At 61.1% G+C, this 25,486-nt stretch carries 23 protein-coding genes; 14 read left to right on the top strand and 9 right to left on the bottom strand.

Going from position 1 to position 25,486, the window contains the following annotated elements; all coding sequences use genetic code 11:
• Nucleotides 1-133: 133 nt before the first annotated feature.
• The 3 genes from mutM to mutY are packed head-to-tail and all read left to right on the top strand — an operon-like array spanning nucleotide 134 to nucleotide 4,043.
• Nucleotides 134-955 carry a bifunctional DNA-formamidopyrimidine glycosylase/DNA-(apurinic or apyrimidinic site) lyase gene (gene mutM, locus AC07RZ_RS10500; RefSeq protein WP_494667898.1) on the top strand — a complete coding sequence of 274 codons (822 nt, stop codon included), beginning with the start codon at nucleotides 134-136 and terminating at the stop codon, nucleotides 953-955.
• 28 nt (nucleotides 956-983) lie between these two features.
• A complete protein-coding gene (locus tag AC07RZ_RS10495) occupies nucleotides 984-2,921 on the top strand; it encodes a dynamin family protein (protein ID WP_494667897.1) in 1,938 nt (645 codons plus the stop codon).
• Nucleotides 2,922-4,043, top strand: coding sequence for an A/G-specific adenine glycosylase (mutY, locus tag AC07RZ_RS10490; RefSeq protein WP_494667896.1), 1,122 nt, complete (start codon nucleotides 2,922-2,924; stop codon nucleotides 4,041-4,043). It abuts the gene before it with no gap.
• Nucleotides 4,044-4,052: 9 nt separating this feature from the next.
• Here mutY and AC07RZ_RS10485 read toward each other — a convergent pair whose 3' ends face one another.
• From AC07RZ_RS10485 to ilvA, 7 genes are all read right to left on the bottom strand, one after another.
• Complete coding sequence (locus tag AC07RZ_RS10485) at nucleotides 4,053-4,679, bottom strand: LON peptidase substrate-binding domain-containing protein (RefSeq protein WP_494667895.1); 627 nt, start codon at nucleotides 4,677-4,679, stop codon at nucleotides 4,053-4,055.
• Between the two features lie 60 nt (nucleotides 4,680-4,739).
• Complete coding sequence (gene rapZ / locus AC07RZ_RS10480) at nucleotides 4,740-5,621, bottom strand: RNase adapter RapZ (protein WP_092394886.1); 882 nt, start codon at nucleotides 5,619-5,621, stop codon at nucleotides 4,740-4,742.
• Nucleotides 5,622-5,678: 57 nt separating this feature from the next.
• The gene (gene hprK / locus AC07RZ_RS10475; protein ID WP_014004611.1) at nucleotides 5,679-6,626 is read right to left on the bottom strand and encodes an HPr(Ser) kinase/phosphatase; all 948 of its coding nucleotides are present in this window, start codon (nucleotides 6,624-6,626) and stop codon (nucleotides 5,679-5,681) included.
• Nucleotides 6,627-6,699: 73 nt separating this feature from the next.
• Nucleotides 6,700-7,176, bottom strand: a complete 477-nt coding sequence (locus AC07RZ_RS10470) for a PTS sugar transporter subunit IIA (RefSeq protein ID WP_092394889.1) — start codon at nucleotides 7,174-7,176, stop codon at nucleotides 6,700-6,702.
• A gap of 283 nt (nucleotides 7,177-7,459) precedes the next feature.
• On the bottom strand, nucleotides 7,460-8,071 hold the full coding sequence (locus AC07RZ_RS10465) for a hypothetical protein (protein ID WP_494667894.1): 612 nt from the start codon (nucleotides 8,069-8,071) through the stop codon (nucleotides 7,460-7,462).
• Nucleotides 8,072-8,204: 133 nt separating this feature from the next.
• Complete coding sequence (gene queF, locus AC07RZ_RS10460; RefSeq protein ID WP_494667893.1) at nucleotides 8,205-9,044, bottom strand: NADPH-dependent 7-cyano-7-deazaguanine reductase QueF; 840 nt, start codon at nucleotides 9,042-9,044, stop codon at nucleotides 8,205-8,207.
• A 99-nt stretch (nucleotides 9,045-9,143) separates the two neighbouring features.
• Entirely contained in the window at nucleotides 9,144-10,739 is a 1,596-nt protein-coding gene (gene ilvA, locus AC07RZ_RS10455; protein WP_494667892.1) for a threonine ammonia-lyase, biosynthetic, read from the bottom strand.
• A 97-nt stretch (nucleotides 10,740-10,836) separates the two neighbouring features.
• On the opposite strand from ilvA, the gene AC07RZ_RS10450 reads away from it, so the two are divergent.
• Nucleotides 10,837-11,328, top strand: coding sequence for a YqaA family protein (locus AC07RZ_RS10450; RefSeq protein ID WP_494667891.1), 492 nt, complete (start codon nucleotides 10,837-10,839; stop codon nucleotides 11,326-11,328).
• A 41-nt stretch (nucleotides 11,329-11,369) separates the two neighbouring features.
• Here the strand turns inward: AC07RZ_RS10450 and AC07RZ_RS10445 are convergent, their stop codons facing one another.
• Nucleotides 11,370-11,519, bottom strand: a complete 150-nt coding sequence (locus tag AC07RZ_RS10445) for a hypothetical protein (RefSeq protein WP_186450636.1) — start codon at nucleotides 11,517-11,519, stop codon at nucleotides 11,370-11,372.
• A 308-nt stretch (nucleotides 11,520-11,827) separates the two neighbouring features.
• On the opposite strand from AC07RZ_RS10445, the gene AC07RZ_RS10440 reads away from it, so the two are divergent.
• Genes AC07RZ_RS10440 through AC07RZ_RS10430 form a run of 3 tightly spaced genes read left to right on the top strand, consistent with a single transcriptional unit; the run spans nucleotide 11,828 to nucleotide 16,719 of the window.
• Entirely contained in the window at nucleotides 11,828-15,835 is a 4,008-nt protein-coding gene (locus tag AC07RZ_RS10440) for a DUF3683 domain-containing protein (RefSeq protein WP_494667890.1), read from the top strand.
• Between the two features lie 2 nt (nucleotides 15,836-15,837).
• Nucleotides 15,838-16,266: an HIT family protein gene (locus AC07RZ_RS10435; RefSeq protein ID WP_494667889.1), complete on the top strand. Its 429-nt coding sequence runs from the start codon at nucleotides 15,838-15,840 to the stop codon at nucleotides 16,264-16,266.
• A 21-nt stretch (nucleotides 16,267-16,287) separates the two neighbouring features.
• A complete protein-coding gene (locus tag AC07RZ_RS10430) occupies nucleotides 16,288-16,719 on the top strand; it encodes a gamma-butyrobetaine hydroxylase family protein (RefSeq protein WP_494667888.1) in 432 nt (143 codons plus the stop codon).
• A 44-nt stretch (nucleotides 16,720-16,763) separates the two neighbouring features.
• Here AC07RZ_RS10430 and AC07RZ_RS10425 read toward each other — a convergent pair whose 3' ends face one another.
• Nucleotides 16,764-17,894 (bottom strand): 2-aminoethylphosphonate--pyruvate transaminase, encoded by a 1,131-nt coding sequence (locus tag AC07RZ_RS10425; RefSeq protein WP_144741983.1) that lies wholly within the window; start codon nucleotides 17,892-17,894, stop codon nucleotides 16,764-16,766.
• 104 nt (nucleotides 17,895-17,998) lie between these two features.
• Here AC07RZ_RS10425 and AC07RZ_RS10420 point away from each other — a divergent pair, with 104 nt between their 5' ends.
• The 7 genes from AC07RZ_RS10420 (at nucleotide 17,999) to AC07RZ_RS10390 (ending at nucleotide 25,359) form a co-directional block, all read left to right on the top strand.
• The gene (locus AC07RZ_RS10420; RefSeq protein WP_494667887.1) at nucleotides 17,999-18,706 is read left to right on the top strand and encodes a phosphonate utilization associated transcriptional regulator; all 708 of its coding nucleotides are present in this window, start codon (nucleotides 17,999-18,001) and stop codon (nucleotides 18,704-18,706) included.
• 39 nt (nucleotides 18,707-18,745) lie between these two features.
• Nucleotides 18,746-19,975, top strand: coding sequence for a phosphonoacetate hydrolase (phnA, locus tag AC07RZ_RS10415; RefSeq protein ID WP_494667886.1), 1,230 nt, complete (start codon nucleotides 18,746-18,748; stop codon nucleotides 19,973-19,975).
• A gap of 75 nt (nucleotides 19,976-20,050) precedes the next feature.
• Nucleotides 20,051-21,508 carry a phosphonoacetaldehyde dehydrogenase gene (gene phnY, locus AC07RZ_RS10410; RefSeq protein WP_494668016.1) on the top strand — a complete coding sequence of 486 codons (1,458 nt, stop codon included), beginning with the start codon at nucleotides 20,051-20,053 and terminating at the stop codon, nucleotides 21,506-21,508.
• A 15-nt stretch (nucleotides 21,509-21,523) separates the two neighbouring features.
• Nucleotides 21,524-22,075, top strand: coding sequence for a phosphonate degradation HD-domain oxygenase (locus AC07RZ_RS10405; RefSeq protein ID WP_494667885.1), 552 nt, complete (start codon nucleotides 21,524-21,526; stop codon nucleotides 22,073-22,075).
• A 120-nt stretch (nucleotides 22,076-22,195) separates the two neighbouring features.
• The gene (locus tag AC07RZ_RS10400) at nucleotides 22,196-23,584 is read left to right on the top strand and encodes an FAD-dependent oxidoreductase (protein ID WP_494667884.1); all 1,389 of its coding nucleotides are present in this window, start codon (nucleotides 22,196-22,198) and stop codon (nucleotides 23,582-23,584) included.
• Nucleotides 23,585-23,707: 123 nt separating this feature from the next.
• The gene (gene ubiE / locus AC07RZ_RS10395) at nucleotides 23,708-24,442 is read left to right on the top strand and encodes a bifunctional demethylmenaquinone methyltransferase/2-methoxy-6-polyprenyl-1,4-benzoquinol methylase UbiE (protein WP_342828716.1); all 735 of its coding nucleotides are present in this window, start codon (nucleotides 23,708-23,710) and stop codon (nucleotides 24,440-24,442) included.
• 8 nt (nucleotides 24,443-24,450) lie between these two features.
• A complete protein-coding gene (locus AC07RZ_RS10390; RefSeq protein WP_494667883.1) occupies nucleotides 24,451-25,359 on the top strand; it encodes a Tim44 domain-containing protein in 909 nt (302 codons plus the stop codon).
• Nucleotides 25,360-25,486: the final 127 nt, after the last annotated feature.

Here is a 25,486-nt window from a genome sequence, read left to right as displayed (position 1 = left end):
CATTCAAAGGTAAGCTTGATTTTACGCCCAACCAGAGAGCAGCGCGCAGCGGCCGCCCCTGGATTTGTTTCAAAAAGTTTATAGCCGATTATGCCATTTCATTCCGGACGCGCTTTTCCAACGATGCCTGACGATGCCAGAATTACCTGAAGTAGAAGTCACCCGCCGCGGCGTCGCGCCGCATCTCGACGGCCGCGTGGTGACTGCCGTCACCTTTCGCCACCGCGGCTTGCGCTGGCCGTTTCCGCTAGACCTGCCGGCGCTGCTGGTCGGCCGCAAGGTGCGCGGCACCGGCCGCCGCGGCAAATACCTGCTGCTGCGTTTCGACCATGGCACCGTGATCATCCACCTGGGCATGTCGGGCCACCTGCGGATCCTGGAACTCGGCGTTGAGCCGCAAAAGCACGACCACTTCGACCTGGCGGTCGGCCGCCAGCTGCTGCGGCTGACCGATCCGCGCCGTTTCGGCGCGGTGCTCTGGCATGCCGACGCCGACGGGCCGGTGGAGCAGCATGTGCTGCTGGCCGGGCTGGGGCTGGAGCCGCTGGAAGATGTCTTTTCGGCGCAGATCCTGTTTCAAAAGACCCGCAACCGCAGCGCGCCGATCAAGCAAGTGCTGCTGGCCGGCGATATCGTGGTCGGGGTAGGCAATATCTATGCGTCCGAAAGCCTGTTCCGCGCCGGCATCAATCCCAAAACGCCGGCCCATCGCATCAGCCTGGCACGTTATGAACGGCTGGTTGATGCCATTCGGATAATCTTAGCGGCCGCAATTGACAAGGGCGGCAGCACTTTACGTGATTTTATTGGGGCCGATGGGCAATCCGGTTACTTCCAACAGAGTTATTTCGTCTATGATCGTGCTGGGTTGCCGTGTAGAAATTGCGGCACCCTGATTACGCAGATCAAACAAGGGCAGCGTTCGACGTTTTATTGCAAAAAATGTCAGAGATAAATATCAGAGAAAATAGGCGAGAGAGATAGTGAGCAATCTAGTCCAAAAATTCCAGGAATACAGTGAATGGCGCACCGGCGTAGCCAGTGCACTGCGGCGTTACCAGACGTGGGCCAGCGCCTCGAAATTGTCGGACGTGGCCAGCGAACAGCGTATCAGCCGAGCCTTGGCGCGCCTTACCGACGACAAATTGTCGATCGCATTCGTGGCGGAATTTTCGCGCGGCAAGTCAGAACTGATCAACGCCATCTTTTTCGCCGACTATGGCCAGCGCATCCTGCCGTCCGCCGCCGGCCGCACTACCATGTGCCCGACCGAGCTGCTGTATGACGCGTCCTTCCCGTCATGCATCCGCCTGCTGCCGATAGAAACCCGGGCCGAATCGCAGTCGACCAGCGATTACAAGGGCGCTCATCACGTCTGGACCGTGTTGCCGCTGGATATATCCTCCACCGACGGCATGCTGGAAGCATTCAAGCAGGTCAGCCTGACCAAATGGGTGCCGGTGGAAGAAGCCAAGCGCTACGGCCTGTACGACGAAGACGATCCGGACGCGGCCCTGGCGGTCGACGTGCTGGGGCGGGTCGAGATTTCCCAATGGCGCCATGCCATCGTCAACTTCCCGCATCCCTTGCTGAAAGAAGGACTGGTGATCATCGATACGCCGGGCCTGAACGCGATCGGCACCGAGCCGGAGCTGACGCTCAACCTGATTCCCAACGCCCATGCGGTGTTGTTCATCCTGGCGGCGGACACCGGCGTCACCAAGAGCGACGTCGATGTCTGGCGCCATCACATCGGCAGCGGCGCCGGCCGCATGGTGGTGCTGAACAAGATCGACAGCATGTGGGACGAACTGCGTTCACCGTTCGAGGTCGAGCAGCAGATCAGCAAGCAGGTGTCGAGCGTGGCGCAGACGCTGGGCCTGGCGGAGACGCAGGTGTACCCGGTGTCGGCCCAGAAGGGCCTGGTCGGCAAGATCAACGGCGAGCCGGACCTGCTGAGGAAAAGCCGCTTGCCGGCCTTGGAAAATGCCCTGTCGCGCGAGCTTATCCCGGCCAAGCGCGACATCATCCGCTCGCAGCTGATCGGCGATATCCATGACCTGACAGTCACCAAGCAAGCCCTGATGTCGGCGCATATCCGCAGCGTGGTCGAGCAGCTGCTGGAATTGAAGAGCTTGCGCGGCAAGAACACTTCCATCATCAGCCACATGATGAAACGGATCGACATCGAGAAAAAGGAATTCGACGAAAGCCTGCTGAAGCTGCAAGGCACGCGCATGGTGTTCGCGCGGCTGTCGGCCGGCGTCTTCACCACGCTCGGCATGGGCTTGCTGAAAGAAGAAATCCGCAAGACGCGCGAGACCATGGAAGGCAGCATGTTCACCGCCGGCTTCCGCCATGCGGTCAAGGAATTTTTCGACAAGGCGCAGGAAAACCTGATGCTGTCCGGCCAGAAGACCGATGAAATTTCGGAAATGATGACCATCATGTACCGCAAGTTCTCGACCGAGCACGGGCTGGCCTTGTCGACGCCCATGCCGTTTTCGCTGGACAAGTACCGCAATGAAATCAAGGTGATCGAGACCGCCTATCATCGCCAGTTCGGCACGGTGACGCTGGTGAAGACCAGCCAGGTCGTGCTGATGCAGAAGTTCTTCGATTCGATCGCCTCGCGCGTCAAGCAGAGTTTCCTGCAGGCCAACCGCGACGTCGATGCCTGGCTCAAGGTGGTGATGGCGCCGCTGGAAGAGCAGATCCGCGCCCACAAGTCGCAGCTCAAGCAGCGCACCGATTCGATCGAGCGGGTGCATGTGGCGATCGACAGCCTGGAAGAAAAAATCCAGTCGGTGGAGATGCTGCAGAACGAATTGACGGCGCAAAGAAACACGCTGGTGGCGCTGGAAACGGATTTAAGGAATGCGCTGGGAACGGAAATGGCGCCAATGAAAGTCGCGGTATAGATGAAACGTGTAGTTATCGACAGCAGCGAAGCGGCCGGCCAGTTTGCCGACCCGTCATTTTCCGCCGCGGTGATCTCATGGCAGAAGCAGCACGGCCGCCATGCCTTGCCCTGGCAGCAGACACGCGACGCCTATCGCGTCTGGCTGTCGGAAATCATGCTGCAGCAGACCCAGGTGGCCGCGGTGATTCCTTACTACCAGCGTTTCCTGGCCAGCTTTCCCGACGTGCAGGCGCTGGCGGCGGCGCCTAGCGAAGAGGTGATGGCGCATTGGAGCGGCCTGGGTTATTACACCCGGGCGCGCAATCTGCATCGCTGCGCGCAGCGGGTGGTGGCTGAGCATGGCGGGATATTTCCGCGCGATCCGCTGCTGCTGCAAGAGCTGCCCGGCATCGGCCGTTCCACCGCGGCCGCCATTGCCGCGTTTTCCTACGGCGTGCAGGCTGCGATTTTGGACGGCAACGTCAAGCGTGTGTTCTCCCGGGTGTTCGGCATCGACGGTTATCCCGGCGCCAAGCCGATCGAAGATGCGATGTGGCGCCGTGCCGTGGCCTTGTTGCCGGAGCAGGGCGTGGAGTCGTATACCCAGGGCCTGATGGACCTGGGAGCGACGCTCTGCACACGCAGCAAACCTTCCTGCCAGGCCTGTCCGCTGGCGCAGCGCTGCGTCGCCCTGGCGACCGACCGGGTCAGCCAGCTGCCGGTGCGCAAACCGAAAAAAGCGATTCCCGAAAAACATACCGGCATGCTGGTGATCGTCGACCGGCGCCAGGTCCTGCTGGAGCAGCGTCCCGACAGCGGCATCTGGGGCGGCTTGCTGTCGTTGCCGGAAATTGCGCCGGGGCTTGCCTCGAAAGACGATTTCGACGCCGCGCTCAATCGCGCCACCGCAGCTTTCGGCCCGGTCGCATCGTGCGAGCCGCTGCAGCCGTTTACCCACGTCTTCACCCATTTCAAATTGCAGATAGCGCCGTTCCAGATCGCCCTTGAGCATCGGCTGGATAGCGTCGCGCAGGCCAACCATGTCTGGTATCCGGCTGACAAGCTGGCCGACGCGCCGTTGCCGGCGCCGGTCAAGAAGCTGCTGCTGGAAGTTTTTCGCGAAGCGGACCTGTTTGCCTGAAGCGGCTTGTCAGATGATGTGGTGCTGCCGCAGATATTGATGGACTATGCCAAGCCGCTCGCGGCCGTCGGTCAGTTCGAGCAGCTTCTGGCGCGCCTTCAAGGGAATCGGCAGGATTTCGCACCAGCGGTTGGCGACCCAGCCGGCATTGTCGAATTGCAGCGGCAAGGCAAACGGGCTGGCGAAATTCTCGCCATGCGCGGCGCGGCCTTTCTTGTTGATATCGTCGATCACCAGTTTCAAGGTGCTGGCGCATTGCAGGTGGGCTTCGTCAGGCGGCGTCGCCGCGTCGGAGTCGATCAGCATCACCTGCGCTTCCAGGCGCTGGTCGGACAATACGCGCTGCTGCACGATCCGGAAACGCTGGCTGCCTTCGGTGCGCAGCATCATCACGCCCAGGTCCTGCATGTCCCACTCGGTGATCCTGGTCAGGCAGCCGACGCTTTCAGGCTCGGCGGCATTGCCGACTTCCTGCCCCGACTTGATCAGCACCACGCCGAACGGCTGCTCCAGCCTCATGCATTCGCGCAGCATGTCGAGGTAGCGTGTTTCAAATACCTTGAGCGGCAGGACGCCGCCGGGAAACAGCACCGCGTTGAGCGGGAACAGCGGTATCCAGGAATTATTTTCGGGCATAGGTTGTGACGTCGACTGCGGAGAGAGAGTGAACTGCGTTGCGGGGGGCTGCGCGGCCGGCTAATTGTCGCCGGCGCGCCTGGCCAGTTCGCGATGGCGCCGCACCACGCGTTCGGATACCTGGAAATATTCCGCCAGCCGCTCCACCATGTAGACCGAGCGATGCTGGCCGCCGGTGCAGCCGATGGCTACCGTCAGGTAGCTGCGGTTGTCATCCTTGAACGACGGCAGCCATTTTTCGACAAAATTGCGGATGTCGTTGAGCAGGTCGCCTACTTTCGGCAAGTCTTCCAGGAACGCGATCACCGGCTGGTCGCAGCCTGTCAGCGGCCGCAGTTTCACGTCGTAATGCGGGTTCGGCAGCATGCGCACGTCGAACACCAGGTCGGCGTCCAGCGGCACGCCGCGCTTGAAGGCGAACGATTCGAACAGCAGGATCAGCGGCGCCGGTTCGGTATAGACCAGCTCCTTGATCCAGCTGCGCAAGCGGTTGGCGCTCATGTTCGACGTATCGATGGTGTGGGCGATGCTCTCGATCCCGGCCAGCATCTCGCGTTCATTCAGGATGCACTCGGTCAGGGTCAGGCGGTCGGCCGGATTCTGGCCGGGACGCAGGCGGTGCGATAGCGGATGGCTGCGGCGGGTCTCGGAGAAACGGGCGATCAGCGATTCGGTCTGGGCGGTCAGGAAGAACACCTTGACGTCGTGTCCTTCGGCTTTCAGCTGCCGGATATCCGAGGGCAGGCCGGCTAGCGAGTCGGCGCTGCGGGCGTCGGTGGCTACCGCCAGCATTTGCGCGCCTTCGTCGATGCGGGTGGCGACCAGGTCGCGCAGCAGGATGGGCGGCAGGTTATCGACGCAAAAATAACCGGCGTCTTCGAGCACGCGAAGAGCGACCGATTTACCTGAACCGGAAATACCAGTGATGAGAATTATGCGCATTGCACAATGATACCGTAACTACGGCAGTCGAGAGCGTGGGCGGCCTGCCGGCTATCTTTAAAGATCGCTGTCGCTGTCCATCGCAATGCGCTGGCGCGCGATGAAATCCTTGAGCGTGTCGATGCCGCGCAGCTGCAGGATGGTGTTGCGCACCGCGGCTTCCAGCAGCACCGCGATGTTGCGGCCGGCGGCTACCGGGATGATGACTTTGCGGATCGCCAGCCCCAGTACTTCCTGGGTATGGGCGTCGAGCGGCAGGCGCTCGTAGTTTTCTTCCAGCGTTGCGCGCCGCACCAGGTGCACGATCAGCTTGAGGCGCATTTTGCGGCGCACCGCGGTTTCGCCGAAGATGGTCTTGATGTCGAGCAGGCCCAGGCCGCGCACTTCCAGCAGGTTCTGCAGCAGGTGCGGACAGCGGCCTTCGATCATGTTCGGCGCGATGCGGGCGAATTCGACCGCATCGTCGGCCACCAGGCCGTGGCTGCGCGAAATCAGTTCCAGCCCCAGCTCGCTTTTGCCGAGCCCGGATTCGCCGGTGATCAGCACGCCGACTCCCAGCACATCCATGAACACGCCATGCATGGTGATCCGTTGCGCCAGTTTTTTCGACAGGTATACCCGCAGGTAATCGATCACCTGCGCAGCCGGCAACGGCGTCGAAAATAGCGGGATGTTCTTTTCATCACAGATTTCGAGGATGTCCGGCGGCGTCGCCAGGCCCTGCGCGATGATGAAGGCGGGCGGCGCGCCAGCCACCAGTTCAGCGGTCTGGTAGACCCGCGAAGTGGCCGAAAGGCGCTGGTAGTATTCGGTTTCCTGGTGCCCGAAGACCTGGATCCGGCCCGGGTGGATCAGGTTCAGGTGGCCCACCTGGTCGGCGGCCGAAGCGGCATCGCCGGAAATCAGCCGCTCGCCGCCGGGGAAGCCGGCAAACCAGCCCAGCTGCAGCGATTCGCGGTTTTCGTCGTACAGCTGCTGAATCGAGAGGGGCGTGGAAACTGGCATGGTCGGCGTCTGACGTGGTTAAGGGGTTAGATCGCCGGCAGGCGACTCAGACAGGATGATGTCTTAATTTAAATTATGTCGCATTTTCCGTGCCCATGGGCTGCCAGGCCACAATGTGCGCGTGCACCGAAGCGGGATCGGGATCGCTGCTCAGGATGGAGCGGAAGGCGTCGCTGGAAAACATCTCGGCGATTTCCGACAGGATTTCCAGGTGCTGCTGGGTGACGTTGTCAGGAATCAGCAGGAACACCAGCAAGCGGACCGGTTCGCCATCCGGCGATTCGAACGGAATCGGTTCAGCCAGGCGCACAAAGGCGGCCAGCGGCGCTTTCAATCCCTTGACGCGGCCATGCGGCACGGCGACGCCATGGCCAAGGCCGGTGGAACCCAGGCGTTCGCGCGCAAACAGGTTGTCGGAGACGGTAGAGCGGGCAATGCCGCAATTGTTTTCGAAGAGTAAACCGGCTTGTTCGAAGGCGCGTTTTTTACTGGAGACTTCCAGATCCAGCGCTACATTTTGTGCAGGCAGGATTTTTGCAAGATTAGTCATAATACAAATTGGTATGCGGCACAATACGGGTGGTTGTGTCTAAGTCATTGTAAGCCACCACTAATATGGCCGCAGCACTTCAAAAACATGCCAATCTCAGGGCTGGCGCTGCTAGCCGCGATAGCGTGCGGCTGCTGTTGTCATGGTAACGCCTCCCCGATCCTGGCCCAAGTCAGCATAGCTCGGGCTACGGTCTTAATGGCTCCCAACCCGGATTATAGACTCGATTCCGGCCAACAACACCAACTTGCGGTCATGGTCTTGCCGGGGCCGGCGATGGCTTTTATTTAACTTCAAAGCGTGCAAATATCAGCCAGACGTCGCCGTTGCCTTTGTTCTGCGACAGGCGAGGCACGTAAGATCCCATCAATTTGGCTCCCTTGACGCCCAGCGAGACCACGGGCAAGGCGATCGGGAACGGGAAGCCGCCGAAATAATCCTGGCGGCTCATCATCATGGCGGTATAGCCGGCGCCGACTTCGACCGGCGTCTTGGGGACATTCCAGATCCATTCATAGGCATATCCAGCCATGATCTGCGGCTTGAAATGCGAGTCGCGGATCGCGAACAGGTACAGCGATTCGTCGTTGCCGTCGGCGTTGCGGATGGTGCGGCCGCCGCCCAGGCCCCAGGCCTTTTCATTCAGTTCTTCGATGCGCTCTTTGGTATAAGTGCGGCGGCCGTGGTAGGCGTAGCCCGACAGATACACTTCCATGTCGCCGTTTTCGACGATGTTGTCGAGACGATTCTTGGTCTGCGAGAGAGTTTTGCTGAACCAGCCGGTGGTGTCCGGGGTTTCCTGGGCCTGGGCTGGAGCAGTCACTGTGACCAGTGCTGTAATGCAAGAGATCAAGGCAGCGTGCTTGAGGGCGGTAAAACGAGAAAAAATTATCATAAGCAAAAGAATCCTTTACGGCGAGGTCGTACGGTAGACGTTGATCCTACGAACGTCAATATTCCCGACCAAATTACTACCATTTAGTCGCTTGAGTGCTGCCTTTTTGATACGGTTTGTAACCGAACGTAAATTATTGCCTTGCCTGGCGCCAATTCAACGGCGGCTGGGAGGTGGAGAAATTGCTGCGCCAAGGATTGATATCGAGACCACCGCGCCGGGTATAGCGCGCATATACAGACAGCTTTTGTGGCCGACAGTTGCGCATCAGGTCCATAAATATGCGTTCCACGCATTGTTCGTGGAATTCATTGTGCTCGCGGAAGCTGATCAGGTACTTGAGCAGGCTCTCCTGGTCGATGGCGGCGCCGACGTAATGGATCTGCACGCTGCCCCAGTCCGGCTGGCCGGTGACCAGGCAATTCGATTTCAGCAGGTGCGAGACCAGGGTCTCTTCCACCACAACCTGGTTCGGATCGCTTTTCAGCAGCGACGGATTCGGCTGGTACTCGTCCACTTCGATATCGAGCCGGTCCAGCAGCAAGCCTTGCGGTTCTTGCAGCTTGAGCCCGGAAAAGGCCTCGGCCGTGGTCAGGGCGACATGCACCGGCGCGCCGAAACCGGCCGATATGTCGGTGCGCAGCAGCTGCAGCAGCGCGTCCTTGTCCGCCAGCCTGGTCTGGTTGAAGGAATTCAGGTACAGCTTGAACGACTTCGATTCGATGATGTTGGGAGAATCCGCCGGCACCGTGAAAGTGGCGATCGCCACTTGCGGCTTGCCGCGCAGGTTGAGCCAGGACACCTCATACGCATTCCAGATATCGACGCCGAAAAACGGCAGCGTGCCGCTGACGCCGATTTCTTCGCGCTTGCCCAGGCGGGCAATCGGGAACAGCAGCGAAGGCTGGTACTGGGTCTGGTAGGCGGCGGGTTTGCCCAGCGGCGAGGCGTCAGGCGTGTTGGGGATAGTCATGGCTTCTGCTTGTGCTCAAAAGCAGTATTTTGCCAGATAAGCTACGGCTCCCCGATATTCGCCGCTTGACGGCGCCTATCGGGAGCGTGGCCGGACGTCTTAACCGAGGAACAGCTTGTAGACCGGATTGCTGCTTTCATCCCAATAGCGGTAACCCAGGCTGGACAGGAAAGTGCGGAAGATCCTCATCTCTTTTTTCGGCACCTGCAGCCCGACCAGGATGCGGCCGACGTCGCCGCCCTGGCTGCGGTAATGGAACAGGCTGATGTTCCAGTCGGGCGCCATCGAATTGAGGAAGCGCATCAGGGCGCCCGGACGTTCCGGGAACTCGAAGCGGTACAGCAATTCGTTTTCCGCCAGCGGGCTCTTGCCGCCCACCAGGTGCCGCACGTGGACCTTGGCCAGTTCGTCATGGGTCAGGTCAAGCGTGCTGAAGCCGTGCTTCTCGAAGTTCCTGGCGATCTGCTTGGCTTCTTCGCCGCTGGTCGTCTGCACGCCGACAAACACGTGCGCGACTTTCTCGTCGCTGATGCGGTAGTTGAATTCGGTGACGTTGCGCGGCCCCACCAGCTCGCAGAAACGGCGGAAGCTGCCGAACTGTTCCGGGATGGTGACGGCGTACACGGCTTCGCGCAGCTGGCCGATGTCGGCCATTTCGGCGACGAAACGCAAGCGGTCGAAATTCATGTTGGCGCCGGAGGCGATCGTCACCAGGGTCTGGTCCTTGACCGGCTTGCGGGTGGCCTTGGCGCGTTCGACATAGGCCTTGGCGCCGGCCACCGCCAGCGCACCGGACGGTTCCAGGATGCTGCGCGTATCCTGGAATACATCCTTGATCGCGGTGCAGACGGCGTCGGTATCGACCAGGATCACTTCGTCCACATGCAGGCGCGCCAGGCGGAAGGTTTCTTCGCCGACCAGCTTGACCGCGGTGCCGTCGGCGAACAGGCCGACATCCGCCAGGGTGACGCGGCGGCCAGCCTTCAGGCTGCGCGCCATGGCGTCGGAATCGGTGGTCTGGACGCCGATGATCTTGATCTCGGGCCGCACCGCCTTGACATAGGCGGCGATGCCGGCAATCAAGCCGCCGCCGCCTATCGGGACGAAGATCGCATGGATGGGCCCGGCGTGCTGGCGCAGGATTTCCATGCCGATCGTGCCTTGGCCGGCGATCACATGCGGATCGTCGAAAGGATGGACGAAGGTCAGCTTGAGTTTCTTTTCCAGCGTCAGCGCGTGGTTGTAGGCGTCGGTGTAGGAGTCGCCGAACAGCACGACTTCGCCGCCGCGCGCCCGCACCGCGTCGACCTTGACTTGCGGCGTGGTGGTCGGCATCACGATCACGGCGCGGCAGCCGAGCTTGGCCGCCGACAGCGCCAGTCCTTGCGCGTGGTTGCCGGCCGAAGCGCAGATCACGCCGCGCTTGAGCTGGGCCGGGGTCAGGCTGGCCATCTTGTTGTAGGCGCCGCGCAGCTTGAAACTGAACACGCTTTGCACATCCTCGCGCTTGAAGTAAATCTGGTTTTCAATACGCTTCGACAGCGTTGGCGCCAGTTCAAGAGGGGTTTCGACCGCGACGTCGTAGACGCGGGCGGTGAGGATCTTCTGCAAATAATCTGTGGTCATGTCGTTGTCAAATTGGGGATGTCGAGCGCGCTCGACAACAGGATCAGGCCGGGGGAAACAGCGGATCATTATAATGGACGGCTTTTAATCGTCACCAGGTTTTGTCGGCCGCATGCCATTTATTCGCATGCGGCCGGGTCTGCCGTCTTTCCCCGAATAGTTTTCCATGATCGAATCCGCTGTTTTATGGTTGCTCAAGACGCTTGCCGTGCCGACGGTCGGGCTTACCTCCGTCTTCATCATCAGTTTTGTCGCCGCCACCCTGCTGCCGCTGGGTTCCGAGCCGGCCGTGTTTGCCGTGATCAAGGCCAACGGCGCGCTGTTCTGGCCGGTGATCCTGGTCGCGACCGCGGGCAATACGCTAGGCGGCGTGGTGGATTACTGGATGGGTTACGGCGCCAAGCAGGCATTTGCCCGTGAGCGCGGCAGCGGCTGGTTCGACTGGCTGCAGCGTTACGGCGCCAAGACCATGCTGCTGGCCTGGGTGCCGGGCATAGGCGACCCGATCTGCACCTTGGGCGGCTGGCTCAAGCTGCCGTTCTGGCCCTGTGTCGCGTACATGGCGGTCGGCAAGTTCGCACGCTATGTGTTCGTCGTCTGGCTGCTGATGAACGTGCCGGACGGATTCTGGCGGCAAGTCGCAAGCTGGCTGGCGTGAACCGGAACAAGAGCCGGATCGCCGCCGAACCGCGGGTTTGATCAGAGCGCGGACAGGCCGGCCCAGAACATCGCCGGCGTGATCAGCAGCAAGATCAGGTAGGGCAGCATGCGCAACGGCCATGCGCGCTGGCGCAGCAGGTAGGAAATGCCGAAATAGGGATTCCTGCGCGATAAGGAAACGGGTGTCATGGCTTGCCTCCGGGGTAGGGTGATTCAGCCTTTGCACTGGCCGTAGTCGGCCAATGTGCAGGAAATGCTGTCGAGGATTTCGCTGATGATCTCGCTAAACATGATGGCTCCAAAAAAAATGGGTATGGACGAATTGTAGTTAAAGACTATTGATATATGAAAATTGATTGTTTTTATTGATTTCATTGCGTTTGCCTATCCACAGCCGCTCAGTGCCTTGCGCTGCACAAATCGGCATCTTGCCCTCGTGACGCAGCGCGATAAGCTAAAATGCGGATTCAGTAGCTGCAGTTAACTTTCATAGACCAATGAACGCCCCAGTCAAAATCCAGGCATTATTGTCAGACGCGCCACACGGCGCCGCTCCTACGCGCTTGCGCGAGATTCCTTATAACTACACCTCGTTTTCAGACCGCGAGATCGTGATCCGCCTGCTGGGCGAAGCATCCTGGCGCCTGCTCGACGAACTGCGCAGCAAGCGCCAGACCGGCCGTTCCGCCAGGATGCTGTATGAAGTGCTGGGCGACATCTGGGTAGTGCGGCGCAATCCGTATTTGCAAGACGACATGCTGGATAACCCGAAGCGCCGCCAAGCCCTGATTGATGCGTTGCATCATCGGCTCGGCGAAGTCGACAAGCGCCGTATCGTCACCGGCGAGGGCGATGCCGTCGGCGATGAAGAAGCGAAAAAACGCAGCGAGAATGTGGAAGCGCTGCTGGCCGCCGCGCGCAAGGCGATCGCCGCCTTCGCCGACGAATTCCGCCAGACCTACGATCTGCGCAAGCGCGCCAACAAGATCCTGGGGCGCTACACCGCCAAGGACAACATCAAGTTCGACGGCCTGTCGCGCGTCTCGCACGTGACCGACGCCACCGACTGGCGCGTCGAATATCCGTTCGTGGTGCTGACGCCCGACAGCGAAGATGAAATGGCCGGCCTGGTCAAGGGCTGCATCGAACTCGGCCTGACCATCATCCCGCGCGGCGGCGGCACCGGCTACACCGGCGGCGCGATTCCGCTGACGCCGTTGTCGGCAGTCATCAACACCGAAAAACTGGAACAGCTGGGCGCAGTCGAAATGGCGATCCTGCCAGGGCTCGACAAAGAATACGCGACGATCTATTCCGGCGCCGGCGTAGTCACCAAGCGCGTGTCCGACGCCGCCGAAAAGGCCGGTTTCGTGTTCGCGGTCGATCCGACCTCGGCCGAGGCATCCTGCGTCGGCGGCAATATCGCCATGAACGCCGGCGGCAAGAAAGCCGTGCTGTGGGGCACCGCGCTCGACAACCTGGCGAGCTGGCGCATGGTCGATCCGAACGGCGACTGGCTGGATGTGACCCGTCTCGACCACAACCTGGGCAAGATCCACGACACGCCGCTGGCGCGCTTCCAGCTGGAGTGGCGCCATCCGGCGGAAAAGGGCCGGCCGAGCGAAAAGCCGTTCAAGACCGAGATCCTGGAAATCGCCGGCCGCGTATTCCGCAAGGAAGGCCTGGGCAAGGACGTGACCGACAAATTCCTGGCGGGTTTGCCGGGAATCCAGAAAGAAGGCTGCGATGGCCTGATCACCTCCGGGCGCTGGATCCTGCACAAGATGCCGAAGCACACGCGCACCGTCTGCCTGGAATTTTTCGGCCAGGCGCGCGATGCGATTCCGTCGATCGTCGAAATCAAGGACTTCCTCGATGCCGAAACCAGGAAGGGCGGCGCCATCCTGGCCGGCCTGGAGCACCTGGATGAGCGTTACCTGCGCGCAGTCGGCTACACCACCAAATCGAAGCGCGGCGTACTGCCGAAGATGGCCTTGTTCGGCGATATCGTCGGCGACGATGAAAACGCGGTGGCGCAAGCGGCGTCGGAAGTGGTGCGCATGGCCAACAACCGGGTCGGCGAAGGTTTCATTGCGGTCAGCCCGGAAGCGCGCAAGAAATTCTGGCTGGACCGCGCCCGCACGGCCGCTATCGCCAAGCACACCAACGCCTTCAAGATCAATGAAGACGTGGTGATTCCGCTCAACCGCATGGGCGAGTACACCGACGGCATCGAACGCATCAATATCGAGCTGTCGGCCAAGAACAAGCTGCAGCTGCTGGATGAATTGCGCGATTTCCTGCTCAAGGGAAATCTGCCGCTGGGCAAGGGCGACGACGCCGACGGCGACGACATTCCCGCTGCCGAGATCCTGGAAGACCGCGTGCACCAGGCGGAGCAATTGCTGGTCGACGTGCAGGCGCGCTGGACTTACCTGCTGGCCAACCTGGACAAGCCGCTCAAGGATGCGAAAGACGAGCTGGCCGCGCTGGGGCTGGAAAAACTCGGCCTGGTGTTCGAGCAGCGCCTGCTGCAGCAGCCCGACGCCACCGTGTTCGACGTGGTGCAGGACCGCACCGTGCGCGTGTCCTGGAAACAGGAAGTGCGCGCCTTGCTGCGCCAGATCTTCAACGGCGCTTCGTTCAAGCTGATCCTCGATGAATGCAGCGCGATCCACAAGCGCGTCTTGCGCGGCCGCGTGTTCGTCGCCTTGCACATGCATGCCGGCGACGGCAACGTGCATACCAACTTGCCGGTCAATTCCGACCACTATGAAATGCTGCAGGATGCGCACGCCGCGGTGGCGCGCATCATGACCCTGGCGCGTTCGCTGGACGGCGTGATTTCGGGCGAGCACGGGATCGGCATCACCAAGCTGGAATTCCTGACCGAAGACGAGATCAAGGATTTCCGCAGCTACAAGCTGCGGGTCGATCCGGAAGGCCGTTTCAACAAGGGCAAGCTGCTCAACCTGCCCGGTTTCGAGGCCGACCTGAGCAATGCCTACACGCCGTCGTTCGGCCTGATGGGACACGAATCGCTGATCATGCAGCAAAGCGATATCGGCGCCATCGCCAACAGCGTCAAGGATTGCCTGCGCTGCGGCAAATGCAAGCCGGTGTGCGCCACCCACGTGCCGCGCGCCAACCTGCTGTATTCGCCGCGCAACAAGATCCTGGCGACTTCGCTGCTGGTGGAAGCCTTCCTGTACGAAGAGCAGACCCGGCGCGGCATCTCGATCAAGCATTGGGAAGAATTCGAAGACGTGGCCGACCACTGCACGGTCTGCCACAAGTGCGTCACGCCATGCCCGGTCGACATCGATTTCGGCGACGTCTCGATGAACATGCGCAACCTGCTGCGCAAGATGAACAAGAAATCGTTCAATCCAGGCACCACGGCTGCGATGTTCTTCCTGAACGCCACCGATCCGGCCACCATCAACATGACGCGCAAGGTCATGACCGACTGGGGTTTCAAGGCGCAGCGCCTGGGCAACGACATACTGAAGAAATTCGCCAAGAAGCAGACCAAGAAACCGCCTGCCACCGTCGGCAAGGCGCCGATCAAGGAACAGGTCATCCACTTCATCAACAAGAAGATGCCTGGCAACCTGCCGAAGAAGACCGCGCGCGCCTTGCTGGATATCGAAGACGACAAGATCGTGCCTATCATCCGCGATCCGAAGAGCACTACCGCCGATACCGAAGCCGTGTTTTATTTCCCGGGCTGCGGTTCGGAGCGGCTGTTCTCGCAAGTCGGCCTGGCCACGCAAGCGATGCTGTGGCAGGTCGGCGTGCAGACCGTGCTGCCGCCGGGCTACCTGTGCTGCGGTTATCCGCAGCGCGGCTCGGGCGATTTCGACAAGGCGGAAAAGATCATCACCGATAACCGCGTGCTGTTCCACCGCATGGCGAATACCCTGAACTACCTCGACATCAAGACCGTGATCGTTTCCTGCGGCACTTGCTACGACCAGCTGCAGGGCTACCAGTTCGACAAGATATTCCCGGGTTGCCGCATCATCGATATCCATGAATACCTGCTGGAAAAGAATCTCAAGCTGGAGGGAGTCAGCGGCACGCGCTACATGTATCACGATCCTTGCCACAGCCCGATGAAGCTGCAGGATCCGATGAAGACGGTGAATGCGCTCATCACCACCGACAGCGGGACCAAGATCGAGAAGAACGAACGTTGCTGCGGCGAGTCCGGCACCTTCGGCGTGAGCCGTCCGGATGTCTCGACCCAGGTCCGTTTCCGCAAGGAAGAAGAGATGAACAAGGGCGCGGACAAGCTGCGCGCCGACGGTTTCGGCGGCGACGTCAAGATCCTCACCTCCTGCCCGTCTTGCCTGCAAGGGCTGTCGCGCTACAACGATGATTCCGGCACCACCGCGGACTACATCGTGGTCGAGATGGCGCGCCACCTGCTGGGCGAGAACTGGCTGCCGGACTACGTTGCGCGCGCCAACAACGGTGGCATTGAAAGGATCCTGGTGTGACCATGGCAATGCATTCAGCCGGTTGCGAACTGTGCAACGGCGACGGCGGGGAAGTACTCCATTACGCCGAAAAATTACGCGTGGTGCTGGTCGATGATGCCTCTTATCCAGGTTTTTGCCGTGTCATCTGGAATGACCACGTGAAGGAAATGACCGATCTGCCGGTTGCCGATCGCAGCACATTGATGGCTGCGGTCTGCAAGGTGGAGTCGGTGGTGCGCGCTGTCATGCAGCCGGAAAAAATCAACCTGGCCAGCCTCGGCAACATGACGCCGCATCTGCACTGGCATGTGATTCCACGCTATGCGGACGACGCCCATTTTCCTGGCCCGGTGTGGGCAGAGGCGCAACGGCAGCCATCGCCAGCCACGCTGGAGCAACGGCAGGCCTTGCTGGGCGCATTGCGCTCCGCCATCTCCGAGCAGTTTTAATTTCACTTGCGGGCAATCCCAATGACCGGTTCCAAGCAATCAGCCCCGGCGCCTGTGCCGGTGTCATTCGTAGTGCACAAGCAGTCGTGCAAGCTGGAAGTCGCCTTCGACGACGGCGCGGTGTTTTTGCTGCCGTTTGAATTGATGCGCGTGTATTCGCCTTCCGCCGAAGTCAGCGGCCATGGTCCCGGGCAGGAAGTGCTGCAGACCGGCAAGCGCAATGTCGAAATGGCGGCGCTCGACCCGGTCGGCAATTACGCCGTCAAGCCGACGTTTTCCGACGGCCACGTCAGCGGCATTTATACCTGGGCCTACCTGTACAAATTAGGGCGGGACCAGGAGGCGATGTGGGAGGACTACCTGCAGCGCCTTGAAGCCGCAGGCCATACCAGGGAATCCGGCCGCGACCTGCCGATGACAGCCAAGGCCGCGGGCGGCCACGGTTGCGCATAAGCTAGCCGGACCCCGTCTCCGCAATATCCGGCCGGCTTGCATCGTCAAGGGTTGCCGGCGTTCCTTGCCTTGATCCCCATCTCGCGCAGTGCATCGCCGATCGCATGCACTGCCTGCCGCATTTCCTCCGCGCCGATAGAACCGATGCAACCCACGCGGAAAGTCTCGGCCTGGGTCAGTTTGCCTGGGTACAGGATGAAGCCCTTGTCGCGCACCCGGTTATAGAAATCCTTGAATTCGTAACTTGGGCTATTCGGCGCATGCATCGTGACGATGATGGGCGCCTGGATTTTTGCCGGCAGAAACTGGATCAGCCCCAGTTCGCGCATGCCCGCCATCAGGGTGTCGTAGTTCCTGGTATAGCGCGCCAGCCGGGCCGGCTGGCCGCCCTCCGCAAAAAACTGGTTCAATGCCGCGTGAAAAGCCGCCACGATGTGGGTCGGCGGCGTGAAGCGCCATTGCGTGGTTTTTTCCATGTAAGTCCACTGATCGTGAAGGTCGAGCGACAGCGACCTTGAATTGCCCGCGCTTTTTTCCAGCACGCTCTTGCGGACAATCACGAAACCCATGCCCGGCGGTCCTTCTATGCATTTGCCGCTGGCCGCGATCAGCGCATCGAAACCGATTTTCGCCGCATCGATTTCCAGCGCGCCGAAAGAACTCATGGCGTCGATGATCAGGCTCTTCTTGTGCTGCGCCGCCACTTCAGCGATTTCATATAGGGGATTGAGGATGCCGGTGCTGGTTTCGCAATGGATCACGCCGATGTGCGTGATGCTGCGGTCGTTGCCCAAGGCGCGCTCGACATCGGCGGCAGTGGTCGGCACGTCCTCGGCCGTTTCCAGCACGGATACCTGGCGCCCCATCATCTCGACGATTTTCGCCATGCGCTTGCCGTAGGCGCCGTTGATCAGCACCAGCATGTGGCCGTTGCGCGGCAACAGGGTATTGATCGCCGCTTCTATCGAGAACGTGCCGCTGCCCTGCATCGGCACGCATACATGGCTTTCGTGGGCATTGGCGATGTCGAGCAATTGCTTGCGTACTTTGGCCGTGATGGCGTTGAAGGCGGCATCCCAGGAGCCCCAGTCCTGCAGCATGGCGCTCTTGGTGGCGAGGGAAGTGGTCAGTGGTCCGGGGGTCAGCAGAATCGGATCGCGGCTATGCAGGCTCATGAGGGTGTCCTTGGTTTGATATCGCACGTTGTTTCATGTATATTGTAGACAATCTACACTTGCCTGGGTTAAAGTGCAATCACCGAACGTTTAAAAAGAACGCCATGACCACCAACCGCACCATGAACACCATCGCCCTGGTCCAGAAAAACTCGCTGCCTTCGTTAGTGCAGAAAGAGCTGGAGCGCATGATCCTCACCGGCGACCTGGTCGCCGGCGACAAGCTCAACGAGGTTTCGCTGGCGGAAATGCTGGGCGTGTCGCGCGGTCCGGTGCGCGAGGCTTTTCGCGCGCTGGAAGAGGCGGGGCTGGTGCAGCAGGAAAAAAACTGCGGCGTGTTCGTGCGCCAGATTTCGGTCGAAGAAGCCGACGAGATTTATGAGGTGCGGGCGGCGCTGGATGAATTGATCGGCCGCAAGCTGGCGGCGGCCATCAAGCCGGCCCAGCTGCAGGAGCTGCGCACGCTGCTCGATCGCATGGACGGCATGGTGGCGCTGGGCGACGTCGACGGCTACCTGAAACTGAACCTGGCCTTCCATGATGCGCTGGTGCAGTTCACCGCCAACAAGAAGCTGCTGCATACCTACCGCCGCCTGGTCAACGAGCTCAACCTGTTCCGCCGCTCGGCGCTGGCGCAAAAGGGCAGCCTGCCGACCTCGACTACCGAACACCACAAGATCGTCGAGGCCATCGCAGCCGGCGATCCGCAAGCCGCCGGCGACATCATGCGCGAACACGCGGTGGCCGGGCGCAACCGCATGCACAAGGCTCAGGCAAAAGCTGCCTCGGCCGCGCCGATCACCTTGAAGTAAAACCTGCAAGCAAGTCTGACTCACAGCGAAAGCAATGCCATGTCCAATACCAGAACCCTTAATGTCAATGGCCGCAGTTATCAATCGATGCGGCAGCCGCTGGTGGTGGTCTGCGTCGACGGCTGCGAGCAGGAATACATCAACCAGGCAATCCAGGCCGGCGTCGCGCCGTTCCTGAAAAAGATGACGGAGCAGGGCACGGTGCTGGGCGCCGACTGCGTGGTGCCGAGTTTCACCAATCCGAACAACCTGTCGATCGTGACCGGGGTGCCGCCATCGGTGCATGGCATCTGCGGAAACTACTTCTACGACCTGGAAACCAGGCAGGAAGTGATGATGAACGACGCCAAGTACCTGCGCGCCGGCACCATCCTGGCCGCCTTCGCCGAAGCCGGCGCCAAGGTTGCGGTGGTGACCGCCAAGGACAAGCTGCGCGGACTGCTCGGCCACAAGATGCGCGGCATCTGCTTTTCCGCGGAAAAAGCCGACCAGGCCACGCTGGAACAGAACGGCATAGAAAACCTGCTGGAACTGGTCGGCATGCCGCTGCCGTCGGTGTACAGCGCCGAACTGTCCGAGTTCGTGTTCGCCGCCGGCGTCAAGCTGCTGGCGAGCGAACGGCCGGACATCATGTACCTGTCGACCACCGACTACATCCAGCATAAATACGCCCCCGGCACGCCAGGCGCCAACGCCTTCTACGCCATGATGGACCATTACCTGGCCCAGCTCGATGCGCTGGGCGCGGTGATCGGCCTCACCGCCGACCACGGCATGAACGCCAAGACCGACAGCGCCGGCAATGCCAACGTGGTGTATCTGCAGGATGTGCTGGACGCCAAGGTCGGCGTCGAGAAAACCCGCGTCATCCTGCCGATTACCGATCCCTATGTGGTGCACCACGGCGCGCTCGGCTCCTACGCGACCGTCTATCTCGGCGCGGCCTCGAACGCTGCCGAGATCGCCGACAAGATCCGCGCCATCTCCGGCATCGAACTGGTGCTCACGCGCGAACAGGCGGCGCAGCGTTTCGAACTGCCGCCGGACCGCATCGGCGACCTGGTGGTGGTCAGCGAACGCCTGACCGTGATCGGCACCGCCGCCAGCCGCCATGATCTGTCCGAGCTGAAACTGCCGCTGCGTTCGCACGGCGGCATTTCCGAACAGCGGGTGCCGCTGATGTTCAACCGCAAGCTGGGCGCCATCCCGGCCGGCCACCGGCTGCGCAATTTCGATGTGTTTTTCCTGGCCACGAATTTCACCCCATGAGTTTCATCCCATGAATTTCATCCGATAAGCGCGCAATAAATTTTCTCCACGCCGACCGACAGACCTGAGGACATGATGCTGACCGAACTGAGCAAGCTCAAGCAAGGCGAGCCTTTACACCAAGAGATGCGGATTGCCGGCAAGCTGGTCGGCAATCCGCGCCGCATAGAAATCCGCAACCCTTTCAACGGCGCGCTGGTCGGTTCGGTGCCGAAAGCCACGGTGGAAGACATCCGCCATGCTTTCCAGGCGGCGCGCGCCTTCCGTTCGCCGCTGACGCGCTATGAACGGTCGCGCATCATGTTGCGCGCTTCTGAGCTGCTGCGCGCCAATGCCGATGCGGTTTCCGACCTGATCACGGCGGAAGCGGGGCTGTGCAAGAAGGACAGCCTGTATGAAGTCGGCCGCGCTTGCGATGTATTCGTGTTCGCCGCCAACCAGGCGCTGGTGGATGACGGCCAGGTGTTTTCCTGCGACCTGACGCCGCACGGCAAGCAGCGCAAGGTCTATACCTTGAAAGAACCGCTGCTGGGCGCGATTTCGGCGATCACGCCGTTCAACCATCCGCTCAACCAGGTCGCGCACAAGGTTGCGCCGGCTATCGCCACCAACAACCGGATGGTGCTCAAGCCGACTGAAAAAACGCCGCTGTCGGCGCTGCTGCTGGCGGACATCCTGTACGAAGCCGGCCTGCCGCCGGAAATGTTTTCGGTGGTCACCGGCGATCCCGCCGAAATCGCGGATGAAATGCTGACCAATCCCGATGTCGACCTGGTGACGTTCACCGGCGGCGTGCCGATCGGCAAATACATCGCCGGCAAAGCGGTCTACAAACGCCAGGTGCTGGAGCTGGGCGGCAACGACCCGATCATCGTGATGGAAGACGCCGACCTGGAAGAAGCTGCGACGCTGGCGGTTTCCGGTTCCTACAAGAATTCCGGCCAGCGCTGCACGGCGATCAAGCGCATGATCGTGCACCAGGCGGTGGCCGATGAATTCGTCGAGCTGCTGGTCAGCAAAACCAAGGCCGTCAAATACGGCGATCCGATGGATCCGCACAACGACATGGGCACCGTGATCGATGCCCGCTCTGCCAGCGCCTTTGAAGCCAAGGTCAAGGACGCCCAGCAGCACGGCGCCCAGCTCCTGTTCGGCAACCTGCGCGATGGCGCGCTGTATTCGCCGACCGTGCTCGACCATGTGCCGGCCGATTGCCAGCTGGTCGCAGAGGAAACCTTCGGCCCGGTGTCGCCGGTGATCCGCTGCACCGATATCGCCGACGCCATCCGCATCTCGAATTCGACGCCCTACGGCTTGTCGTCCTCGGTCTGCACCAACCGCCTCGATTACATCACCCGTTTCGTGCGCGAACTGCAGGTCGGCAGCATCAACGTGCGCGAAGTGCCCGGCTATCGCCTGGAACTGACGCCGTTCGGCGGCATCAAGGATTCCGGCCTGGGTTACAAGGAAGGCGTGCAGGAAGCGATGAAGAGTTTCTGCAACACCAAAACCTATTCCCTGCCGTGGAATTGAACTGGAGCTGAACAAATGCTGACCATTCCGCAAATCTGCGAACTGTTCGAACGCGGCGGCCACCAGATGTACAGCGGCGAGCCGGTCAGCCAGCTCGAGCACGCGCTGCAGTCGGCAACCCTGGCCGAGCAGGCCGGCGCCGCCCCGGAACTGGTCTGCGCCGCCTTGCTGCACGATCTCGGGCATTTGCTGAACCCGCAAGGCGAGACGCCGTCCGCGCGCGGCGTCGACGATACCCATCAATATTTCGCGATACCGTATCTGCGCGGCTTGTTCAGTCCGGCGGTGCTGGAGCCGATCCGCCTGCATGTCGACGCCAAGCGTTACCTGTGTGCGACAGATGCCGGTTACTGGAGCCGCCTGTCAGAAGACTCCAGGCGCAGCCTGGAATTGCAGGGTGGCGTGTTTTCCGCCGCCGATGCAGCGCAGTTCATCGCCCGTCCTTATGCCGCCGATGCAGTCAGCCTGCGCCTGTGGGACGACCAGGCGAAGGTGAAAGGCATGGCGACTCCCGGCCTGCAGCATTTTTCCAGGCTGATGTCGGCCTGCGCCTTGGGACGCGCATAACTTGCTCTAAAATCTTCGTCATTCCCGCGAACGCGGGAATCCAAATTACGGACAAAAATGGATTCCCGCGTTCGCGGGAATGACGGCATTCATTTTTGATTGGTCTAGGATCGATACCTCATGCGCCCATTCTGGCTTGAAGAAGCATTGTTCGCCGGCGGCGAGTTGGCTCCCGCCCTGCAAGGCCGGCAAAAGGCAGACGTCGGCATCGTCGGCGGCGGCTTCACCGGCTTGTGGACTGCGATCCAGCTCAAGCAGCAGGATCCGGCGCTGGACATCGCCATCATCGAGAGCGACCTGTGCGGCGCCGGCGCCAGCGGCCGCAACGGCGGCTGCCTGCTGACATGGTCGACCAAATTCTTCACCTTGCGCCGCCTGTTCGGCGAAGCCGAAGCGGTGCGCCTGGTAAAGGCTTCGGAGGCGGTGGTCGACCACATCGGCAATTTCTGCCGCGAACACAAGATCAATGCAGAGTTCCGCCAGGATGGCACCTTGTATACCGCCACCACCAAGGCGCAGCTGGGAGTGCTGGACCCGGTGCTGCAGGAATTGCAGCGGCAGGGCATCAGTTCCTATCATGAGCTGCCTGGCGCTGAAGTGCAGCGCCTCTCCGGTTCCGCGCGTAACCTCGCCGGCGTGTTCTCGCCGATGGCGGCGACGGTGCATCCGGGAAAACTGGTGCGGGGCCTGCGCCGCGTGGCACTGGACATGGGCATACGGATCTACGAAAGGACGCCGATGCTGTCGTTCACGCCCGGCGCCGCGGTCACGCTGCAGACGCCGGCCGGCAGCCTGCAGGCCGGCAAGGTGGTATTGGCCATCAACGCCTGGATGGCCAGCCGTTTCCCGCAATTCGAACGGACCCTGGCGGTGGTCTCCAGCGACATGGTGATCACGGAGAAATGCCCCGAGCTGCTGCAGCGCATCGGTTTGACGGACGGCGTGTCGGTGCTCGATTCGCGCACTTTCGTGTTCTATTACCGCACTACCGAAGACGGCCGCCTGATGCTCGGCAAGGGCGGCAACACCTTCGCCTGGCGCGGCCGCATCCTGCCGGTATTCGACCAGCGCTCTCCCTATGAGCAGCAGCTCAAGCGCAGCCTGCACGAATTTTTCCCGGCGCTGGCCGGCGTGCCGATCACCGCCAGCTGGAACGGCCCGTCCGACCGCTCGGTCACCGGCTTCCCCTTCTTCGGCCGGCTCAACGACATGCCGAACGTGTTCTACGGCTTCGGTTATTCAGGCAACGGCGTCGGCCCCAGCTATATGGGCGGGCAATTGCTGTCGTCGCTGGTGCTGGGCCTCGACAACGCCTGGAGCCGCAGCCCGCTGGCAGCCGGCCCGCGCGGCCAGTTCCCGCCGGAACCGCTGCGCTACATCGGTTCGCTGGTGGTGCGCGACGCTATCCGGCGCAAGGAGCTGGCGGAAGACCAGGACCGCAAGCCTTGGCTGCTGGACCAGATGCTGAGCAAGCTGGCGAATGCTGCGGGCAAGGCTGACAAGGCTTGATTGCCTGAGTGTCATGCAAAGCCTGTTCCAGCCGGCGGGAAACCGCGCATAGTTTATTTGGCAAGCCGAGCACGCAGCGGCTGGACTTGTATAATGTAAGTCTGCCAAAACAAGCTTGCCACCATGACCAACACCACGCATTTCGGTTATAAAACCGTCTCCGAGGACGATAAAGTCCACAAAGTCGCCGAAGTTTTCCACTCGGTTGCGCCCAAATACGATGTCATGAACGATCTGATGTCGGCCGGCTTGCATCGGGTCTGGAAAATTTTCACGATCGCCCAGGCAGCGATCCGTCCCGGCTTCAAGGTGCTGGACATTGCCGGCGGCACCGGCGACCTGGCCAAGGCTTTCGCCAAGCGCGCCGGGCCGACCGGCGAAGTGTGGCTGACCGATATCAACGAGTCGATGCTGCGCGTCGGCCGCGACCGTCTCTTGAATAACGGCCTGTCCACCCCCACCTTGCTGTGTGACGCGGAGAAATTGCCGTTTCCGGACAATTATTTCGACCGGGTGTCGGTGGCCTTCGGTTTGCGCAACATGACGCACAAGGATGCCGCGCTGGCAGAGATGCGGCGCGTACTGAAGCCGGGCGGCAAGTTGCTGGTGCTGGAGTTCTCGAAAGTATGGGAGCCGCTGAAAAAGCCTTACGACGTGTATTCGTTTTCCGTGTTGCCGTGGCTGGGCAAGAAAATTGCCAACGATTCCGAAAGCTACCGCTACCTGGCTGAATCGATCCGCATGCATCCCGATCAGGACACCCTGAAGCAGATGATGACGGATGCCGGCCTGGCGCGGGTTGAGTATTTCAATTTAACTGCCGGTGTGGCAGCTTTGCATACCGGCATAAAACTGTAGGAGCTCGCATGAAGAGATTTTTGCTGGTGTTGCTGATGGTGGCAACTACCTTGTCGCTGACCATATCGAACGCCGACGCGCGCCGCCTGGGCGGCGGCGGTTCGTTCGGCAAGCAGTCGTCCGGAATTTCGCGCCAGGCGCCAAGCCAGCCGACGCAGAATTTCGGCAGCGCCAACCAGGCCCGTCCGGCCACGCCGGCCGCCACGCCGCAGGGCGTTCCGCCCAAGCCGGCCAGCCCATGGAAAGGCATCCTCGGCGGCGCCTTGCTGGGCCTTGGCCTGGGCGCCCTGATGTCGCACTTCGGCCTGGGCGGCGCATTCGGTTCTTTCCTGATGATGGCGCTATTGGCAGTCGCGGTGATTTTTGTTGTGCGATTGGTAATGCGCAAGGGCAGCAATACGCCGGCGCCCGCCGCTTATTCCCCCGCAGCCAGTTTTGACAGCAATTCTTCCGGCTTTACACCGGAAATCGGTTCGCGCATCAACTCCGCTCCTTCGTTCCAGTCCGCGGCGCCGGCGGCGCACAGCGCGCCTTGGGGCATTCCCGACGATTTCGACGTGCCGGGTTTCGTGCGCAGCGCCAAGACTTACTTCATCCGCCTGCAAGCCGCCTGGGACAAGGCTGACATCAACGATATCCGCGAATTCACCACGCCCGAGATGTTCGGCGAACTGCGCCTGCAGCTGCAGGAACGCGGCGCATCGCCCAACAACACCGATGTGGTGCAGCTGGACGGCGAACTGATGGGCATCGAAACCATCGGCAGCGATTACCTGGCCAGCGTCAAGTTCACCGGCCTGATCAAGGAAGTGCCGGAAGCGTCGGCGGAACCGTTCACCGAAGTCTGGAACCTGTCCAAGCCGCAAACGGGGCAGGGCGGCTGGGTTTTGGCCGGGATCCAGCAGATCAATACATAAATGCCAAGGCTGTAGCGGGCTTTGAGCCTGACAAACTGGTAAACTTGGGACCGCCCGTGAATAGTCACGGGCGGTTTTGTTTTATTAATCCTGAATTCGGCAATTGACCGCTCGCTTACATTTAAAC

The sequence above is a fragment of the Collimonas sp. GW821-FHT07E08 genome (assembly GCF_059418905.1).
This window is presented reverse-complemented; position numbering and strand designations above follow the sequence as displayed.

Coding starts and splice junctions, on each gene's coding strand:
- mutM (WP_494667898.1), top strand. CDS start 134: ATGCCAGAATTACCTGAAGTAGAAGTCACCCGCCGCGGCGTCGCGCCG.
- mutY (WP_494667896.1), top strand. CDS start 2,922: ATGAAACGTGTAGTTATCGACAGCAGCGAAGCGGCCGGCCAGTTTGCC.
- AC07RZ_RS10485 (WP_494667895.1), bottom strand. CDS start 4,679: ATGCCCGAAAATAATTCCTGGATACCGCTGTTCCCGCTCAACGCGGTG.
- rapZ (WP_092394886.1), bottom strand. CDS start 5,621: ATGCGCATAATTCTCATCACTGGTATTTCCGGTTCAGGTAAATCGGTC.
- hprK (WP_014004611.1), bottom strand. CDS start 6,626: ATGCCAGTTTCCACGCCCCTCTCGATTCAGCAGCTGTACGACGAAAAC.
- AC07RZ_RS10470 (WP_092394889.1), bottom strand. CDS start 7,176: ATGACTAATCTTGCAAAAATCCTGCCTGCACAAAATGTAGCGCTGGAT.
- AC07RZ_RS10465 (WP_494667894.1), bottom strand. CDS start 8,071: ATGATAATTTTTTCTCGTTTTACCGCCCTCAAGCACGCTGCCTTGATC.
- queF (WP_494667893.1), bottom strand. CDS start 9,044: ATGACTATCCCCAACACGCCTGACGCCTCGCCGCTGGGCAAACCCGCC.
- ilvA (WP_494667892.1), bottom strand. CDS start 10,739: ATGATCCGCTGTTTCCCCCGGCCTGATCCTGTTGTCGAGCGCGCTCGA.
- AC07RZ_RS10450 (WP_494667891.1), top strand. CDS start 10,837: ATGATCGAATCCGCTGTTTTATGGTTGCTCAAGACGCTTGCCGTGCCG.
- AC07RZ_RS10445 (WP_186450636.1), bottom strand. CDS start 11,519: ATGACACCCGTTTCCTTATCGCGCAGGAATCCCTATTTCGGCATTTCC.
- AC07RZ_RS10440 (WP_494667890.1), top strand. CDS start 11,828: ATGAACGCCCCAGTCAAAATCCAGGCATTATTGTCAGACGCGCCACAC.
- AC07RZ_RS10435 (WP_494667889.1), top strand. CDS start 15,838: ATGGCAATGCATTCAGCCGGTTGCGAACTGTGCAACGGCGACGGCGGG.
- AC07RZ_RS10430 (WP_494667888.1), top strand. CDS start 16,288: ATGACCGGTTCCAAGCAATCAGCCCCGGCGCCTGTGCCGGTGTCATTC.
- AC07RZ_RS10425 (WP_144741983.1), bottom strand. CDS start 17,894: ATGAGCCTGCATAGCCGCGATCCGATTCTGCTGACCCCCGGACCACTG.
- AC07RZ_RS10420 (WP_494667887.1), top strand. CDS start 17,999: ATGACCACCAACCGCACCATGAACACCATCGCCCTGGTCCAGAAAAAC.
- phnA (WP_494667886.1), top strand. CDS start 18,746: ATGTCCAATACCAGAACCCTTAATGTCAATGGCCGCAGTTATCAATCG.
- phnY (WP_494668016.1), top strand. CDS start 20,051: ATGCTGACCGAACTGAGCAAGCTCAAGCAAGGCGAGCCTTTACACCAA.
- AC07RZ_RS10405 (WP_494667885.1), top strand. CDS start 21,524: ATGCTGACCATTCCGCAAATCTGCGAACTGTTCGAACGCGGCGGCCAC.
- AC07RZ_RS10400 (WP_494667884.1), top strand. CDS start 22,196: ATGCGCCCATTCTGGCTTGAAGAAGCATTGTTCGCCGGCGGCGAGTTG.
- ubiE (WP_342828716.1), top strand. CDS start 23,708: ATGACCAACACCACGCATTTCGGTTATAAAACCGTCTCCGAGGACGAT.
- AC07RZ_RS10390 (WP_494667883.1), top strand. CDS start 24,451: ATGAAGAGATTTTTGCTGGTGTTGCTGATGGTGGCAACTACCTTGTCG.